The following is a 15,413-nucleotide window of genomic DNA, read 5'->3' as shown; positions in this document are numbered from 1 at the left end:
TGAATGAATTATTACTCGCCTGATGATAGCCACTTGAAGCGTCGTTCAGAACGCTTCGTGCGTCGTATGTTTATCATGCGACAGCTCGGCACAATTTTATGTTTTTTCCCGATCCTCTCCGTATTGATGGAGATGCATCGTGGCGCGGCGTTTAGCGCCCTGTTATTCGTGAACGCATTCATCTGGCCGTGGCTCGCCTATCGCCGCGCACTGCGTGCTGAAGATTCTACCGGTACTGAACGGCATAACCTGACGCTGGATGCCGCGTTTGGCGGCATTTGGGTCGCCTTAATGGCGCTCAGCCCGCTTCCTTCGTTTGTGATCATGGCGGTATTGGCCTCGGACCGCTACGCGGCGGGCGGTGCGGCTCAGCTTATCGCGGCTATGCAGGCCTTTCTTTGCGCGTTCATTTTGGTTTGGCTCGTGGATGGCGCCGGGGTAAATCTGTCGTTTAGCACCCAGACGGTGTGGCTGACACTGCCGCTGGCGACCTGTTATATGCTGGTATTGAGTGTCACCTCGTACAATCTGACCTGGCATTTGCGTAAACGAAACCGCGAGCTGGAACGCATCGCGCTGATGGATCCCGGCTTGGAAATTCCTAACAGACGCTTGTTTGAACGACGTCTGGAGAGTGAGTTCCTCAGCACCCGTCGAGGTGATAGCACCGGGTATCTGTTGTTGATGGATCTCGATTATTTCAAATCCGTCAATGATACCTGGGGCCATGAAGCGGGCGATTTTTTGCTGGCGGAGATCTCCGCACTGCTGCGCAAGGTGGTGGGATTACAGGACATTCCGGCTCGTTTTGGTGGTGATGAACTGTGCGTGATTGTTCATCACGCCACCGATGAAACCGTGGTAGCGCTGGCCGAGCAACTCAAGGAAAAAATCGCACAGGTACGTTTACCTGCATCCGCAGATTTTCATTGTTCCGTGAGTATCGGTATTGCGTCTGCTGCCAGTGCGGAGTCACTACGCCACTGGTTACGTCATGCGGATGAGGCGTTATATGAAGTTAAACGCGCCGGGCGCAACGGTGTGCGTCTGTGGCAGCCCCCGCTGGCCGGCGCGGCGTAATTATTCGAAGGTGGGTTCGCAATCCACCGGGAAGTTGAGTGAATTCGCAACGTAACAGGCTTCATGTGCCTGATGGTGTAACGCACCTGCGCGGTCCGCATCTGCCGGATCGCGCAATTTAATGTGCGGTTTCAGTGTGATTTGTGTGAAACGACCTCGCGCGCCTTCCTGCATCGTCCCCTCGGCGGCATCCTCATAAGCTTCTACGATGATGCCCGCATCGGCGCATAAATGCAGATACCACAATTTGTGACACGCAGAGGCGGAGGCCAACAGGAGTTCCTCGGGATTCCAGCGCGTGGCATCGCCACGAAATGCCGGATCGGCGCTTAATGGCATCGTGGGTTTGCCATCTGCCAGCATTTCACCGTTACGATCGTAAGCCGTATAAGAAGACGTGCCCGTACCGCGATTGCCTGTCCAGCGCACTGTAACCTGATAATGGTGTTCCTTGGCCATACCTCTGTTCCTCAACATTTCACATGAATATAAGTGGGATAACTCACTCTATTTTATCAAGATGATTATCGCCACCAAATGTGCTCAAAGCATGTCGAAAGAAATCTCTTCTGCCAAAATTGCCTGACTTAAGTGCAAGCGCCAGTGGCTGATCTGAGTGGCTAAACAAGGCGGGAACACCGGGATCGATCTCATTGCCCACCTGCAGTGAGCCAAGGTTCAGTGCACTGACCACCGCACCTGACGTTTCTCCACCGCCAACCACTAATCGCCGAATGCCTGCTTCATAAACCAGTTTGCGCGCAGCATCGCCGAAGAGTTGATCAAGACGCTGTGATATACGCTGTTGACCATATTGTTCCTGCGCTTTTTTCACGCTAAGCGGATCGCCGGATGAGTAAACCAGCGGGCAGTCTGCCTGATGATCAAGAATAAACTGCACAATATCATCGGCTGTGATGTTGTTTTGCATCACCTGCTGGATGTCCAGTGCTAACACCGCGGAATGCTGCTGATGGGCTTCTATTTGGCTACGTGTTGCGCCAGAACAGCTGCCAACCAAAATCGCACTTAACCCGTCCACCGCAGGTTGTTCCTGACTCCCACCTTGAGCGAGACCCGCTTTGATGAAGTTGTGCGGTAACGCTTGCGCAATGCCAGAACCCCCGGATATCAGTGGCAATCCCGCCGCCGCTATACCAATAATGGTGAGGTCGTGGTCGCTTAACGCATCCACAACCACTAATTTCACCTCAGCATCACTCGCGAATTGTTGACGAAGTGGTTCGCTGCCCTGAGTTACGTGCTGCCAGGCAATATGACCAACAGGTGTAACGGCTTGTTGTGCTAATACGCGACGAATATCCGCATCCTTCATCGGTGTGATGGGATGATGCTCCATGCCTGATTCATTCAGTGGGCGATCGTGAACGAACAAATTGCCCTGATAAACCGTGCGTCCCATGGTGGGGAAGGCCGGGCAAACAATGACCTGTTTTGCCTGCAAGCGCGTTGTTAGTGCATCCAGTACCGGGCCGATATTGCCCTCGGCAGTGGAATCAAAGGTTGAACAATACTTGAATATAATCTGAGTGCAGCCCTGATCGAGTAACCACTCACAAGCCGCCAGCGACTGCTCAACGGCATCGGCTGCGGGTATAGACCTCGATTTGAGCGCAATCACCCCCGCTTCCACGTCTGGAGTGGCAGGGTGCTGAGGTACGCCAAGATATTGCGTCGTGCGCAATCCGCCTTCACCGGTTAACCCCTTGGAGAGTGTCACCGCAATATCACTGGCACCGGTAAAATCATCAGCAATGACGCCAATCAGCATGATGTTTCTCCCAGCGCGGCGCGCAGTTTTTTTACTGCGGCATGCGGTGCGGTCAGGACGGGCACTGAAACGCGTTCCCGGACGGCTTCAGCAGCCTGTGAGGTTGAGAAGTGCGCGAGCATAATCGCATCGCAGTGGCTTAGCCGAGGGGCATATTCGGCCACCAGCCGGTTATGGCTGGCGATATCGCCCTTACGCAATAAATCGATCGCATCGTGTACCAACAGGGTTTCCAGTTTGGCGTCAGAACCACACTGTGCTGCATAGTGATCGAACTCATCGCACATGGTGACCAGAGAGGGGGCAAATGTTGCCAGCATGCCAATACGTTTACCTGACTGAAGCGCGGCTTCAAACATCGCTTCATTCGGCTTCAGTACGGGGATTGGCAGGGCTGCGGCCAGTTGTTCTATCGCCGGGCCAAATGCCGAACAGGTGACTAATATGCCTTGAGCCTGCATGGCGTAGGCATAGTGCCCGAGTGCGACAAAGCGTTCGATGAGTTCGGGGGTTAATTGCTCCGTTTTCGCGCGGTCAATCGTCAAACCATCATCCAGCAAATTCACGATTTCCGACTCTGGCCATACGTCTTTGAAAGCTTGCTGAATAGGCGGCATGGCGACTGGCGTGGCATGCAGTAAAACGATTCGTTGGCTCATGTTGATCTCCGTTAGCTGCCATAGGCTCGATGTACTACAGAACACCATACTCAGATAAAAATTAAAATGTAAGGGCTTACATTTTGCTTGATATGGTGATGATGATCACATAAAAAATCTGAGCGTCTGTCAGGATATAAAACAGAAAATAATTGGCTATAAACAATTTTGATAACGCTTACTTTTTAAATGTGAGAACGCGCTATGACGACTCGTGGAGAGACCACTGCTATCAACATCGTACAGAAACCGGAAGCGCAGACGCGTCCAGTTAACACTTTGCCGCGTCATTTTCGCGACCTTCTGGCCTTAGAGGATTTTGAACGCCACGCGCGTAAGCGCTTGCCGAATATGATTTTTCAATATGTTAAGGGGGGAGTTGAAACCGGTAGGGGACTTGCGGCTGCCCATGAGGCTTATCAGCAATATCACTTCGTTCCGCGTATGTTCCGCGATGTCTCCGGGCGCGATCAACATGTTGAACTGTTGGGGCATAACTGGTCGCTGCCATTTGGCGTCGCCCCACTCGGGGGAGCCTCCTTTGTGAGCTACCGGGCTGACCTGATGCTGGCCCAAGCTGCACGCGCTAAGAATGTGCCGATGATACTCAGCGCGTCATCCTTGATTCCCCTGGAAGATATTATTGCCGCAAACCCTGATGCCTGGTTCCAGGCTTATCTAGCGGGAGACCAGCCCCGTATTGACCGCCTGCTCGATCGCGTTGAACGTGCGGGTTACAAAACACTGGTGGTGACGGGAGATACCCCGATGCTGGGCAACCGTGAGCACAACACCCGCAGCGGCTTTAGTATGCCCATCAAAATTACCCCGAAAGTCATGTGGCAGAGCGCTATCAGTCCACGCTGGCTATTGGGAACCGTGGCGCAAACCTATCTCCGCCATGGCGCACCGCACTTTGAAAATACCGATGCTGAGCGCGGCCCGCCGATGATGTCGAACAAGGTGCGAAACACTAACGCACGTGACAAGTTGAGTTGGACGCATGTGGAAGCTATTCGTAAAAAATGGAAAGGTAATTTGGTGGTCAAAGGATTGATGTCGCCTGAAGATGCCTTTATCGCGCGTGATTTAGGCGCAGATGCCGTGATTCTCTCGAATCACGGTGGCCGCCAACTGGATTACACCATCCCGCCATTGCATACCTTACCGGAGATTGCTGCTGCCAAAGGCAATATGAAGGTGATCATCGACAGCGGCATTCGCCGTGGCACCGATGTCATGAAAGCAATGGCGCTTGGCGCTGACTTTGTCTTCTTAGGTCGTCCTTTCCTGTACGGATCGGTTATCGGTGCGCAAGCGGGTATCGAGCATGCTATGCATATCCTGCGTGACGAAATTGATCGCGATATGGCGCTGCTCGGCGTCACCCGGCCTGATCAACTGAATGCTGCGTTCTTGCGCCGCGCCCCCCTGTTTGCCCGTGAGGATTAAGCATGGAATTAACCATTTATAGCGCGCTTGCGTTAAGCGCGCCTTTTGAAATGTTGTTAAAACAGTGGCAAAGCCTGCAGCCCGACCATCGGTTGGCAATACGCTGGCATCCCAGCACCCTCATTGAACAAGAAATACGGCAAGGAGCCAAAGCCGAAGCGATCATTGCCACGGTCGAAACGGTCGACCGGCTCATAGAGGATCGCTTTCTGAATGCCCATAGCCGGGTTGAAGTGGTGGATTCTCCCATTGGCATTGCGGTGAAGTCTGGCGCGCCGAAACCGGATATCAGTAGCCGGGAGCATCTCGTCGCCAGCCTGCTGGCAGCACGCTCGGTGGCGTGGTCAGAAGCTGGAGCCAGTGGTCACTGGTTTTCGCAACTGATTAAGCAGTTGAATATTGATGAGCATTTGCGTGCGCGCGGAACGGTGATTCCTGCTGGATTTACCGCCGAGCAACTGATCAATGGCAAGGCGGATATCGCCGTGCAGCAGATCAGTGAATTGCTGATGGTACCAGGCATCGATATTGTGGGCCCGTTGCCGCCTGGCACTCAGCAGCCCATTTCGCTTTCCGCTGCGCTGCTGCAAGAGGCAGCCTACCCTGAAGAGGCGGCTGCATTTCTGGCGTGGCTGAAAACCCCGTCAGTCACGCAGGTCTTCAACCAGTTCGGTATGTTGCGCCGAGATTAACGCTCTTGTCGGGGCACAGAACCCGTGCTGCCCCGAACAATCAACTCTGTTTGGATTACCGTATGTGCCTGTGCGGGCAGGTTATTGAGCGTGTTTAACAGGAACTGCGCGGCGTGTTCGCCTATTGAAGCCAGGTCTACGCGCATGGTGGTCAACGGATGCTCAAGGTGCTCCGCATATTCGTAATCATTAAAACCCACGATGGAAATATCATTTGGAATGCGCAGATAGCGTTCGCTCGCGGCGCGCATAGCGCCAAACGCCAGCAGGTCGTTACCGCAGATGATAGCGGTGGGCGGTTGCGGACCATCCAGCAGACGAAACACCGCTTTGCGCGCGTCATTCATGCTGAAAGCGTTATCGATCAGGTGGCTATCCGGCAACGCCAGGCCCTGCTGCTCCAGCGCTCGTCGCGTACCCTTAAGACGCTCAGAAACGCGGTCGTTTGACGGCGGGGTGCCGACGATCACCGCAAAACGTTGGTGCCCCAGAGCTAACAGATGATTGGCAATCGCCTCCGCTGCGCCTTCGCTATCATAGCCGACACAAGGTTTCTCCTGATCCAGTGAGAAGGTTTGCACACAGGCTATCTCTTGCTGCTGAATCCTTTCCCAAAGCTTGGGGTGGTGGGTATGGCCCACCAGCATCAAGCCATCAATGCCGTACTCAATCAGCTTGTTCACTTCTTTAAGCTCGGTATCCGGGTCGAAGTTGGAATTGGCCAACAGCAACGTATAGCCCGCCTCATGGATTAACTGCTGAAACGCCGCCAGCGGGCGAGAAAAAGTTTCTGTTGCGAGGGTAGGGACCACGGCACCAATCGTCATGCTGCGGCGAGAGGCCAGGGTCCGGGCTGCGCGGTTAATCACATAGCCTAACTCTTCACACGCCTTTTCTACCGCCTCACGACGGGCGGCTTTGACGGTGCTGCTGCCGTTTAAAACGCGTGACACCGTGGCCGTTGAGACGCCAGAGAGACGCGCAACATCTTCCAGTGATACGCGGCCAGATCCATTTTGTTTCTCACTCATCAAGTCACTCCTGCAGAAAGAGTGAGCTTGCCCACAAAAATCACAGGCAACTCACAATCAATTTTGAAAGCGCTTACTTTTGGCTTGACTGTATTTTGTAATCGCTTACTTTTGACAACATGTTATCAGGTTGGGGTCACCCGCTCACGATTTATTAACCGATTTGTGACGAGTTGCTCCGCATTTTAACCACTACCCTGGCCCTGCAGCCCGTTACGCCGCAGAACCTCTGTTACTTACAAATAAATCATAAAGGAATTCACCATGCGCAGATATCCACGAATTCGCTGGTTGATGATCGTGTTCTGTTTTTTTGCCATCGCCATCAACTACATCGACCGCATCAACCTTGCCATTGCGGCACCGCACATCAAAGCGGATTTGGGGCTAGATGACACCAGTATGGGGCTGGTGTTGGGGGCATTCTTCTGGACATATGCCTTGATGCAGATCCCGGCAGGGCGTTTGATCGACCGTTTAGGAGCCCGTGCCGGCTTGGCTCTGGCGGTGGGCTGGTGGTCGCTGTTTACGGTATTCACCTCGTTCGGTAAAGGATTCACTTCGTTGTTCGCTGCACGTCTGGCGCTGGGTATCGGCGAAGCGGGGGGCAACCCCGGCTGTGTCAAAGTGGTTTACAGCTGGTTTGCGAAAAAACAGCGTGCGACGGCGAGTGGCATCTTCGATGCAGGCCCACGTGCGGGCAGTGCGCTGGCTTTGCCTTTGGTGGCCTGGCTTATCAGCACCTGGGACTGGGAAACATCCTTCGTTGTCACCGGCGCATTAGGTCTGGTGTGGGTCGCTATCTGGCTGGTGTTTTACCGCGAGCCGGAAGACATGAAAGGATTGGATGAGACCGAGCGACAAAACCTGCTCGAAGATCGTGCCGCTCCCGTGGTTGAGGGCAATGCAAAAGTCGATTTGTGGTCATTGTTCCGCCACCGCAACGTGTGGGGCATGATGATTGGTTTCTTCTGCATGAATTTTGCCACGTACTTCTTTGTCACCTGGTTCCCGACGTATCTCACCGTGGCCCACGGTTTCTCATTGAAAGAGCTGGGAACACTGGGTGCTATCCCGGCTTTGATGGGGATTCCGGGAAGTTTACTGGGCGGCGTGACCTCCGACGCCCTTTACCGCAAAGGCTTCAGCCTGACCACCGCACGCAAAACCTGTTTGGTGTTGGGCATGCTGCTGTCTTCGGTGATTGCGTTCGCGGCGTTTACCGACAGCATCGCGGTGATATTGACGCTGTTCTCCATTACCTATGCGGGCCTCGCTTTCACTGCCGCCAACATCTGGACACTGCCTGCGGATGTGGCTCCTGCCAGTAACTACGTGGCGACACTGGGCGGGATTCAGAACTTTGCCGGCAATCTCGCAGGTATTGTGACGGCCTCCTTTACCGGTCTGATGCTGAGTCTGAGTCACGGTTCCTTCGTGGTCCCGTTGCTGGTGGCGGGGGGAATCTGCGTGCTGGGTGCGCTGACCTTCCTGTTTGTCCTCGGCAAGCTTGAGCCACTTCCCATTACCCCCACTCGTAAAAACCCCGTCGTTGCGACAGCCAAATAAGGAGAGCGTGATGCAAAACGAACAATCTTTACGTGAAGAGATTTGCCAGGTCGGTGCGGACCTTTTCAATCGCGGCTACACCACGGGTACTGCCGGTAATATCAGCGCCCGTCTGGAAGATGGTTGGTTGATTACGCCAACAGATGCCTGCTTGGGACACTTGCAGCCTTCGCGTATTGCCAAGGTTAATCGTGAAGGTGAGTGGGTTTCAGGTGATAAGCCCTCAAAAACGCTGCTTCTGCATCGTCAAATTTATGACCGCAATCCTGAGGCGCAAGGCGTGGTTCATACCCATTCCACCCATCTGGTGCAGCTGACGCTGGCTGGCGTCTGGCAGCGCGACAGCATTCTGCCGCCGTTAACACCTTACCAGGTGATGAAAGTGGGGCGTATCCCGTTGATCGCTTACCGTCGCCCGGGCCATGCCGAAGTGGCGGAGCAGGTCGCTGCATTAGCAAACGATGTGCGCGGCGTGATGCTTGAGCGCTTAGGACCGGTGATCTGGGGAACCTCGGTTTCGTCGGCCAGTTTCTCTCTGGAAGAGTTAGAAGAAACGGCACGTCTTTGGCTCAACTGCTCAACGAAACCCGCGGCATTAGCGGATAGCGCAGTGTTGGAGTTGTGCGAGCACTTTAAAACACGCTGGTAGTCACAAGTTGTACCCTACAAAAGAGATAAATAAATGAAAAAAACTCTGATTGCAGCAGGCATGATGCTCTGCGCTTCAACGGTCATGGCGCAGGAGACGGCCTTCGTCTACGTATCGAATGGTGATAGCGGCACGGTAACGGCCTATACGCTGAATAAATCCAAGCAAACGCTCAGCCCGATTGGCGAATATCAAACCGGGTTGAAGAGTATGCCAATGGTGGTGTCGAAGGACAAAAAAACGCTGTATGTCTCGGTACGCAGTCAGCCTTATCACGTATCGAGTTGGCATATCGCCTCTGATGGCACGCTGAGTCATTTTGCCGATACTCCTTTGCCGGAAGCGATGGCTTATATTGCACTGGATAAGACGGGGCGTTTCCTCTTGTCATCTTCGTACGGCGGTGATTTGTTCAGTATTAACCGCATCGCCAATGATGGAAAAGTGGAAAGCGCACCTGTGCAGGTGGTTCACACCGGCAAGCGTGCTCACTCGATCCAGACTGACCCTGGCAACCACTATCTCTACGTGCCGTTGCTGGGTGCAGATCAGATGTTGCAGTATCGTTTTGACAGTCAAAGCGGCAAAGTGACAGCCAACAAGCCGGCGTTTGTGAACATTCAGCGAGAAGCTGCAACTGGGCCGCGCCATTTTGCTTTCGCACCGAAACCAGACGGGCAGGGCGAGCAGAATCTCTATTTATTAACCGAGATGGCAGGCAACATCTCGCGTTTGACGCTGAATAAAGATGGCACGCTAAACGAACATGAAGCCACACCCTCACTTGACCCGGCGATTGCCCGCACCATGCAGCGCGGCGAGGCGCGTCCACTGACTGGCGATGATGATCTGCCAAAGTCAGAAAAACCGCGTTTATGGCAGGCTGATATTCACATTACCCCAGACGGACGCTTCCTTTATTCCACCGAGCGCACCAGCAGCAATATTACTGCTTTCCATATTTCACCGGATGATGGGCATTTAAGCTTCATTAATAGTACCAAAACGGAAGCGCAGCCCCGTGGATTTGCGATTGATAATTCAGGCCATTTCTTAATCGAATCAGGACAGAAATCAACACAGGTGGCGCTTTACGCGATTAACCAAGCAAGCGGGAAGCTTAATTTACTTGAGCGAGCGCCAACCGGGAAGGGTGCAAATTGGGTGACGATTGTTGAGTAAACTTCACTCGCTTAATGTCATCTGCCATTCGTTATTTTAACAGGAGTCGTAATGTCTATTATTCGCAAAACGATCACCAGTACGTTGATGTGTTCCTCTCTCTTTGCTGCCAGCCTGCAAGTTCAGGCAGCCGAAAAGGTTGTGGCGACGGATTTGGAACCTCTCCACCATGTTATTTTGGAAAATAAATATGTGACGGTGATGCGGGTGTTAATCCAGCCCGGCGAGTCAACGTTGTTTCATGAACAACATCTGGACTATGTCAATACACATATCGAAGGCAGTCCGGTAAAAATCGAATATCCCGATAAACCGGTTAATAATACCGAGATGAAAACCGGTAATGTTAAATTTGGTGAACATCAGGGTAAATCTGATACAGATAAAGTCACCAATACCGGTACAAATGTTAATCATCAAGTTGCATTTGAAATCAATATTCCCGGCCCGCAACATTTTGGCGGTGCCAGCCGCCCAGCGAGTGAAGCTTTCCAGCAGGTATTAGATAAAAAAACCGTCAAAGGGTGGAAGGTGACCCTTAAACCCGGCGAGAGCAGCGGCGAATATACCCAGCATGGGCCGGGTGTTCGCGTCTTCTTTACTGAGGGACGCGTATTGCTTGCTGATGATAAACACCCGAATCGAGTTAAAGAGCTATGGGTTCATCCGGGCGATGCTTTTTTAACCGAGCCGGGGAAAGTCGATATTACGGCGGCCAGTGGCGAATATATCATCTTTAATGATTATGAACTGTTGTAGCACTGTTTGTATTTTGTAAATCAAAATCATTTGATATTCTACATTCCCGCAACTTTGTTGCGGGAATGTTTTCTTATTTAACACCACATAATTATTATTAACCGGAAGCAATTATTATGAAGGCAAGAAAGGTGAGACCACGTTGTCTACCTTTCGCGTTGAGTTTACTGTTGTCGACGACATTTTTAGCCCATGCTGAAAATGCGCCTGATGCTGCATCACTTATCGCGAAAGGGAAATATCTGGCTATTGCGGCGGATTGTGGTGCATGCCACACGCCACCCAATCAGGGCGATGAAATGTCAGGCGGATATGTTATTTCTTCGCCGTTAGGAAATATCGTTGCCAGTAATATCACTCCCTCAAAAACAGCAGGGATAGGTGATTACACCGAAGAAGATTTTGCTAAGGCAGTGCGTGAAGGTATAAACAAACAAGGACAGCATCTTTATCCTGCGATGCCTTATACCTCTTACGCAAAAATAACCGATGCTGATATTCATGCGCTTTATGCCTATTTTATGCACGGAGTGAAAGCCAGCGATCATCGTCCACCGGCCACCGATCTGCCTTTCCCGTTTAATATTCGTTTAAGTATGGCGTTATGGAATACTTTATTTGCAGATAATAAGGTGTTTATTCCCGCACAAGACAAATCTGAGCAGGTTAATCGCGGCGATTATTTAGTCAATGCATTGGCTCACTGTGATACCTGCCATACACCGCGTAATTCACTGATGGGGCAAGTGAACGATCAGGCGTTGAGCGGGGGAAGTTTGGGTAGCTGGTTTGCACCCAACATCACACCGGACAAACATTCGGGCATCGGCAACTGGAGCGATGAAGAGATCGCGCAATATCTGAAGACGGGGCATGTTGCGGGTAAAGCACAGGCCGCGGGTCCTATGGCTGAAGCGGTTGAACACAGTTTGCAGTATCTCAATGACGATGACATCGCAGCCATGGTGGCGTATTTGCGTCAGATCCCTGCTGTGGGCCAGTCTTCTGGCGCATCACGCGAATCCTTGGGTAAACCGGCGACAGATGAAGCCGCACTTCGCGCGGTGGGCCATCCTGATGAAGGCTGGAAAATCTACGGCAGCACCTGTGCCAACTGTCATCAGCCTGATGGCTCGGGTAATAAACTTTATCCATCGCTGTTCCACAACACGGCAACGGGCGCACCCCAGGCAGACAACCTCATCGCCACCATCCTCTATGGCGTGCATCGCCGGGTCAACGGGCAGGATATTGATATGCCTGGATTCGGCCCGGATGCGCTCTTTACCGATCGTCTAACTGACCAGCAAATCGCGGATGTCAGCAATTATGTGCTGAAAAACTTCGGTAATGCCCAGCTGACGGTGACACCTGAACAGGTGAAAACCGTACGTGAGGGCGGCGAACGCCCGCTCATTGCCCGTTTGGCTCAGCCTGCAGTATGGGGGAGTGCAGCGGTGGTTATCATCATTCTGTTGGTAGTTCTGATTTCCCGTTCGCGCAGAGGTAAAAAGCATGGCGCATAATTCAACATCCCGAATTTCCCGCCGTCGCTTATTACAGGGCATGGGTATCTTATCCCTTGGCGCGATGTGCAATTCACTGTTCCCTGCACGTGCACTGGCTGCCGAGCAAATGGCGAACAATGCTTTTCTTGAAGTCTCAGCTTTCCTGGTCAGTCGTCCTGTGGGTCCCATTTTGGGGCAGCGCTATTTCAGCGCCTTGGCCCGGCATGATGCGCAGTTTCCGCAGAAACTGAACAGCCTGCATACGCTGTTGCAGCAGCACACCTTTCCCCATGTCGACGATTTCCTTGCCGCATTCAGCGCGGACAACGCGGACTGGCAGACAGCAAAAACGGTGATTTCTGCCTGGTACACGGGCGTCGTCGGGACAGGCAGTGACCTGGAACTGATCGCCTACGCCGATGCGCTGATGTACCTCCCCACCAGAGACATTCTCGTGGTGCCAACGTACGGCGGAGGTCCGTTCTATTGGGCCGTAACACAACCAGGTAAAGTGGCAACAACAGGAGAGAGCGCATGAGTGCTAAAAAGGTCGATGCCGATGTGATCATTATTGGGTCCGGCGTTATGGGTGGTCTGGTTGCCACCCAAATGGCAAAAGCCGGTAAGTCGGTGATCATTCTTGAGGCCGGTCCTCGCGTTTCACGCCAGGAGATCGTCGAACGCTTCCGTAATTCTCCGTTCAAAATGTCACTGACCAACATCAAGTTGCAGGGGGTGGGATCGCCTTATCCTAACCCGCCGCATATTCCGTCTACCTACGGTGATTATTTACAACAGGTCGGCCCGGTTAAATACCCCACTAAATACCTGCGTGTGGTGGGCGGAACCACCTGGCACTTCGGCTCTGCGCTGTGGCGTATGATCCCTAATGATTTCAAATTAAACACTCTATACGGACGCGGGCGTGATTGGCCCTTTGGTTACGATGAGCTGGAATCCTGGTACGGCAAAGCGGAACATGAGTTGGGAGTTTCAGGCATGGATGGCCAGGATGAGAGTGGTCAGGGTGGTAAAGCCTGGCCGCCACGTTCGACCCCTTTCCCGATGCCCGGCTTGCCCACCAGCTATATGTTCGATCGCCTGACGGAGATGTTGGGTAAAGGGGGATACAATCCGGTGCTGGAACCCAACGGCCGCGCGACAAAACCTTGGGGTAAGCGCCCTAAGTGTGGCGGTAATAACAACTGCAACCCGGTTTGCCCGATTGCCGCGAAATATGACGGCTCAATGCACATTGATGAAGCGGAAAAACTGGGCGCAACACTGCTGGATAATGCGGTGGTGTATCGCATTGAAGCGGGCGATGATGGCAGCATCACCGGGGTGTGGTACAAAAAGCCGGACGGATCTGAGCATCATCTTACCGCCAACTATTTTGTGCTGGCCGCTTACGGCATTGAGTCACCAAAACTGTTGCTGATGTCCACCTCGGAAAAATATCCCAATGGCATTGCCAACTCTTCCGATCAGGTGGGGCGCAATTTAATGGGGCATACCGGTATCAGCATGAATGTGATGATGTCTGAAGATGTCTGGCCAGGACAAGGACCCACGGAACTCTTGGTCTATCTCAACAATCGTGATGGCGCGTTCCGCAAAGATTTCCCGAGTTATAAAATTAAAGTCCGCAACACTGTCCCTACAGCGGACTATGCTGCTTCGTTGATTGAAAAAGGGGTATTGGGATCGAAACTGGACGCAGAGATTCGCCGTCAGTCTGCGCGTTCACTCAATTTTGCGATTGATTTTGAAACCTTGCCGCTGCCGGAAAACCGCGTTACGCCGAGTAAAACCAAGAAAGATGCGATTGGCATTCCACTGCCGGAAATTTACTACAGCGTGACCGATTACTGGCATGCGGGTAAAGAAGAGGGCATAAAGGATTTCCATAAGTTCGCGGAATTGCTCAACGCAGAAATCCTGTCAATTGACACCAAGTTCCAGGATCGCCAGCACATTATGGGCACCACGATAATGGGGGAAGATGCAAAAACCTCGGTGGTAGACAGCAACTGTCGTACTCATGACCATCCGAATATGTGGATCGCCGGTACGAGCGTAATGCCTTCTGCCTCTTGCATGAACCCCACCTTAACGGGTGCAGCGCTGAGCCTGAGACTGGCGGAGCATATGCTGCAAACTATGGGTCAGCATGAATAATCATTGCATGTGAACTGTAAAACAGACAGCGGGGCTTACATGCCTGCTGTTTGCCGATTAAGCTTCTCGTGATCATCTATCTGAACGGTAGTTGTTCGCATCGTTAATTTACTTGCAGCATGGCGGCCCCTGGTCGCCATTAGCCACTGCGCGTCAAATCTTCAATATCCAGCGTTTCGGTCTGGCAAATGGAAATCAAGCTGGCGGCAGCTTCACTTAGCCGCACAAAGGTATGACGCATCGTACTGTCGATGTAGGCGCTATCGCCTTGCGCCAGCCGCAGCGGCGCGTAGAGCTGCGTATGCAACATCACTTCGCCTGACAAAACATAAATGAACTCTTCACCTGCATGTTGAGACCAGGCTTCCGGCGGCGGCAATTCGCGGGTCTCAATCCCCATTACCACCGGAATCATCCCTTTCACCAGCAGTTCAGCGGCATGCACTTCATAGCGAAAATAGGGATTGGTAAACGCCAGCCCTTTGCCAGCCAGAGTGTAGGTGCGGCGCCCCTGAATGGCAGTGCTCGCCACCGAGGGCGCCGGCAACTCATCGGCAAACAGTTCGGCCAGAGAGTAATCAAACGCGCTGGCAATCTTGGCAATAGTATCGAATGAAGCGGATACCTGGCCTTTCTCAATCTTCGAAAGTGTCGAAATCGACACGCCACTTAACTCGGCAACCTGCTCCAGCGTTAACTCACGTGCTTGACGTATCGTTTTGATTCGCAGTCCAAAATCTTGTTCACCGGTCAAGGCGGCGCCCAGCCCGGAGGCTTCATGCTGTCGGGTGGTTTTCATTGGCAATGATTCTTCTGCTTAGTGAACTGGAAAGTTAATTTCTCACATATGATAAAAATT

15 protein-coding genes are annotated in these 15,413 nt (G+C 52.6%); 10 read left to right on the top strand and 5 right to left on the bottom strand.

Features of this window, described 5'->3' with window-relative positions; translation table 11 throughout:
• Positions 1-3: 3 nt before the first annotated feature.
• Positions 4-1,080 (top strand): diguanylate cyclase, encoded by a 1,077-nt coding sequence (locus F3J38_RS00730; protein WP_167134198.1) that lies wholly within the window; start codon positions 4-6, stop codon positions 1,078-1,080.
• Here F3J38_RS00730 and F3J38_RS00725 read toward each other — a convergent pair whose 3' ends face one another.
• The 3 genes from F3J38_RS00725 to F3J38_RS00715 are packed head-to-tail and all read right to left on the bottom strand — an operon-like array spanning position 1,081 to position 3,531.
• Positions 1,081-1,539: an OsmC family protein gene (locus F3J38_RS00725; RefSeq protein ID WP_167134196.1), complete on the bottom strand. Its 459-nt coding sequence runs from the start codon at positions 1,537-1,539 to the stop codon at positions 1,081-1,083.
• A 43-nt stretch (positions 1,540-1,582) separates the two neighbouring features.
• On the bottom strand, positions 1,583-2,872 hold the full coding sequence (otnK, locus tag F3J38_RS00720; RefSeq protein WP_167134193.1) for a 3-oxo-tetronate kinase: 1,290 nt from the start codon (positions 2,870-2,872) through the stop codon (positions 1,583-1,585).
• Positions 2,866-3,531, bottom strand: a complete 666-nt coding sequence (locus F3J38_RS00715) for an aspartate/glutamate racemase family protein (RefSeq protein ID WP_167134190.1) — start codon at positions 3,529-3,531, stop codon at positions 2,866-2,868. The genes otnK and F3J38_RS00715 overlap by 7 nt, the downstream gene beginning before the upstream one ends.
• A 204-nt stretch (positions 3,532-3,735) precedes the next feature.
• On the opposite strand from F3J38_RS00715, the gene F3J38_RS00710 reads away from it, so the two are divergent.
• Together F3J38_RS00710 and F3J38_RS00705 are read left to right on the top strand one after the other, a co-directional pair.
• Positions 3,736-4,983 (top strand): alpha-hydroxy acid oxidase, encoded by a 1,248-nt coding sequence (locus F3J38_RS00710; protein ID WP_167134187.1) that lies wholly within the window; start codon positions 3,736-3,738, stop codon positions 4,981-4,983.
• 2 nt (positions 4,984-4,985) lie between these two features.
• A complete protein-coding gene (locus F3J38_RS00705) occupies positions 4,986-5,675 on the top strand; it encodes a substrate-binding domain-containing protein (RefSeq protein WP_167134184.1) in 690 nt (229 codons plus the stop codon).
• On the opposite strand, the gene F3J38_RS00700 is transcribed toward F3J38_RS00705, so the two are convergent.
• Positions 5,672-6,706 carry a LacI family DNA-binding transcriptional regulator gene (locus F3J38_RS00700; RefSeq protein WP_167134181.1) on the bottom strand — a complete coding sequence of 345 codons (1,035 nt, stop codon included), beginning with the start codon at positions 6,704-6,706 and terminating at the stop codon, positions 5,672-5,674. The two genes, F3J38_RS00705 and F3J38_RS00700, sit on opposite strands and share 4 nt — an antisense overlap.
• 264 nt (positions 6,707-6,970) lie before the next feature.
• Between F3J38_RS00700 and F3J38_RS00695 the strand changes: the two genes are divergently transcribed.
• From F3J38_RS00695 to F3J38_RS00665, 7 genes are all read left to right on the top strand, one after another.
• On the top strand, positions 6,971-8,275 hold the full coding sequence (locus F3J38_RS00695; protein ID WP_167134178.1) for an MFS transporter: 1,305 nt from the start codon (positions 6,971-6,973) through the stop codon (positions 8,273-8,275).
• Between the two features lie 10 nt (positions 8,276-8,285).
• On the top strand, positions 8,286-8,924 hold the full coding sequence (gene otnC, locus F3J38_RS00690; protein ID WP_167134175.1) for a 3-oxo-tetronate 4-phosphate decarboxylase: 639 nt from the start codon (positions 8,286-8,288) through the stop codon (positions 8,922-8,924).
• Between the two features lie 33 nt (positions 8,925-8,957).
• Complete coding sequence (locus tag F3J38_RS00685) at positions 8,958-10,106, top strand: lactonase family protein (RefSeq protein ID WP_167134172.1); 1,149 nt, start codon at positions 8,958-8,960, stop codon at positions 10,104-10,106.
• A gap of 51 nt (positions 10,107-10,157) precedes the next feature.
• Positions 10,158-10,865: a hypothetical protein gene (locus tag F3J38_RS00680; RefSeq protein WP_167134169.1), complete on the top strand. Its 708-nt coding sequence runs from the start codon at positions 10,158-10,160 to the stop codon at positions 10,863-10,865.
• A gap of 116 nt (positions 10,866-10,981) precedes the next feature.
• The gene (locus F3J38_RS00675; protein ID WP_167134166.1) at positions 10,982-12,391 is read left to right on the top strand and encodes a c-type cytochrome; all 1,410 of its coding nucleotides are present in this window, start codon (positions 10,982-10,984) and stop codon (positions 12,389-12,391) included.
• On the top strand, positions 12,381-12,911 hold the full coding sequence (locus F3J38_RS00670; protein WP_167134163.1) for a sugar dehydrogenase complex small subunit: 531 nt from the start codon (positions 12,381-12,383) through the stop codon (positions 12,909-12,911). The genes F3J38_RS00675 and F3J38_RS00670 overlap by 11 nt, the downstream gene beginning before the upstream one ends.
• A complete protein-coding gene (locus tag F3J38_RS00665) occupies positions 12,908-14,554 on the top strand; it encodes a GMC family oxidoreductase (RefSeq protein WP_167134160.1) in 1,647 nt (548 codons plus the stop codon). The genes F3J38_RS00670 and F3J38_RS00665 overlap by 4 nt, the downstream gene beginning before the upstream one ends.
• Before the next feature lie 139 nt (positions 14,555-14,693).
• On the opposite strand, the gene F3J38_RS00660 is transcribed toward F3J38_RS00665, so the two are convergent.
• Positions 14,694-15,353 carry a helix-turn-helix domain-containing protein gene (locus F3J38_RS00660; RefSeq protein WP_167134157.1) on the bottom strand — a complete coding sequence of 220 codons (660 nt, stop codon included), beginning with the start codon at positions 15,351-15,353 and terminating at the stop codon, positions 14,694-14,696.
• Positions 15,354-15,413 lie beyond the last annotated feature (60 nt).

The sequence above is a fragment of the Candidatus Pantoea formicae genome, from assembly GCF_011752625.1.
Classification (GTDB): Bacteria; Pseudomonadota; Gammaproteobacteria; order Enterobacterales; family Enterobacteriaceae; genus Pantoea; species Pantoea formicae.
This window is presented reverse-complemented; position numbering and strand designations above follow the sequence as displayed.

Excerpts from the sequence above, each read along its gene's own strand:
- otnK (WP_167134193.1), bottom strand. The coding sequence starts at position 2,872 with ATGCTGATTGGCGTCATTGCTGATGATTTTACCGGTGCCAGTGATATT.
- otnC (WP_167134175.1), top strand. The coding sequence starts at position 8,286 with ATGCAAAACGAACAATCTTTACGTGAAGAGATTTGCCAGGTCGGTGCG.
- F3J38_RS00685 (WP_167134172.1), top strand. The coding sequence starts at position 8,958 with ATGAAAAAAACTCTGATTGCAGCAGGCATGATGCTCTGCGCTTCAACG.
- F3J38_RS00675 (WP_167134166.1), top strand. The coding sequence starts at position 10,982 with ATGAAGGCAAGAAAGGTGAGACCACGTTGTCTACCTTTCGCGTTGAGT.
- F3J38_RS00695 (WP_167134178.1), top strand. The coding sequence starts at position 6,971 with ATGCGCAGATATCCACGAATTCGCTGGTTGATGATCGTGTTCTGTTTT.
- F3J38_RS00710 (WP_167134187.1), top strand. The coding sequence starts at position 3,736 with ATGACGACTCGTGGAGAGACCACTGCTATCAACATCGTACAGAAACCG.
- F3J38_RS00730 (WP_167134198.1), top strand. The coding sequence starts at position 4 with ATGAATTATTACTCGCCTGATGATAGCCACTTGAAGCGTCGTTCAGAA.
- F3J38_RS00700 (WP_167134181.1), bottom strand. The coding sequence starts at position 6,706 with ATGAGTGAGAAACAAAATGGATCTGGCCGCGTATCACTGGAAGATGTT.
- F3J38_RS00660 (WP_167134157.1), bottom strand. The coding sequence starts at position 15,353 with ATGAAAACCACCCGACAGCATGAAGCCTCCGGGCTGGGCGCCGCCTTG.
- F3J38_RS00705 (WP_167134184.1), top strand. The coding sequence starts at position 4,986 with ATGGAATTAACCATTTATAGCGCGCTTGCGTTAAGCGCGCCTTTTGAA.
- F3J38_RS00665 (WP_167134160.1), top strand. The coding sequence starts at position 12,908 with ATGAGTGCTAAAAAGGTCGATGCCGATGTGATCATTATTGGGTCCGGC.
- F3J38_RS00725 (WP_167134196.1), bottom strand. The coding sequence starts at position 1,539 with ATGGCCAAGGAACACCATTATCAGGTTACAGTGCGCTGGACAGGCAAT.
- F3J38_RS00670 (WP_167134163.1), top strand. The coding sequence starts at position 12,381 with ATGGCGCATAATTCAACATCCCGAATTTCCCGCCGTCGCTTATTACAG.
- F3J38_RS00680 (WP_167134169.1), top strand. The coding sequence starts at position 10,158 with ATGTCTATTATTCGCAAAACGATCACCAGTACGTTGATGTGTTCCTCT.
- F3J38_RS00715 (WP_167134190.1), bottom strand. The coding sequence starts at position 3,531 with ATGAGCCAACGAATCGTTTTACTGCATGCCACGCCAGTCGCCATGCCG.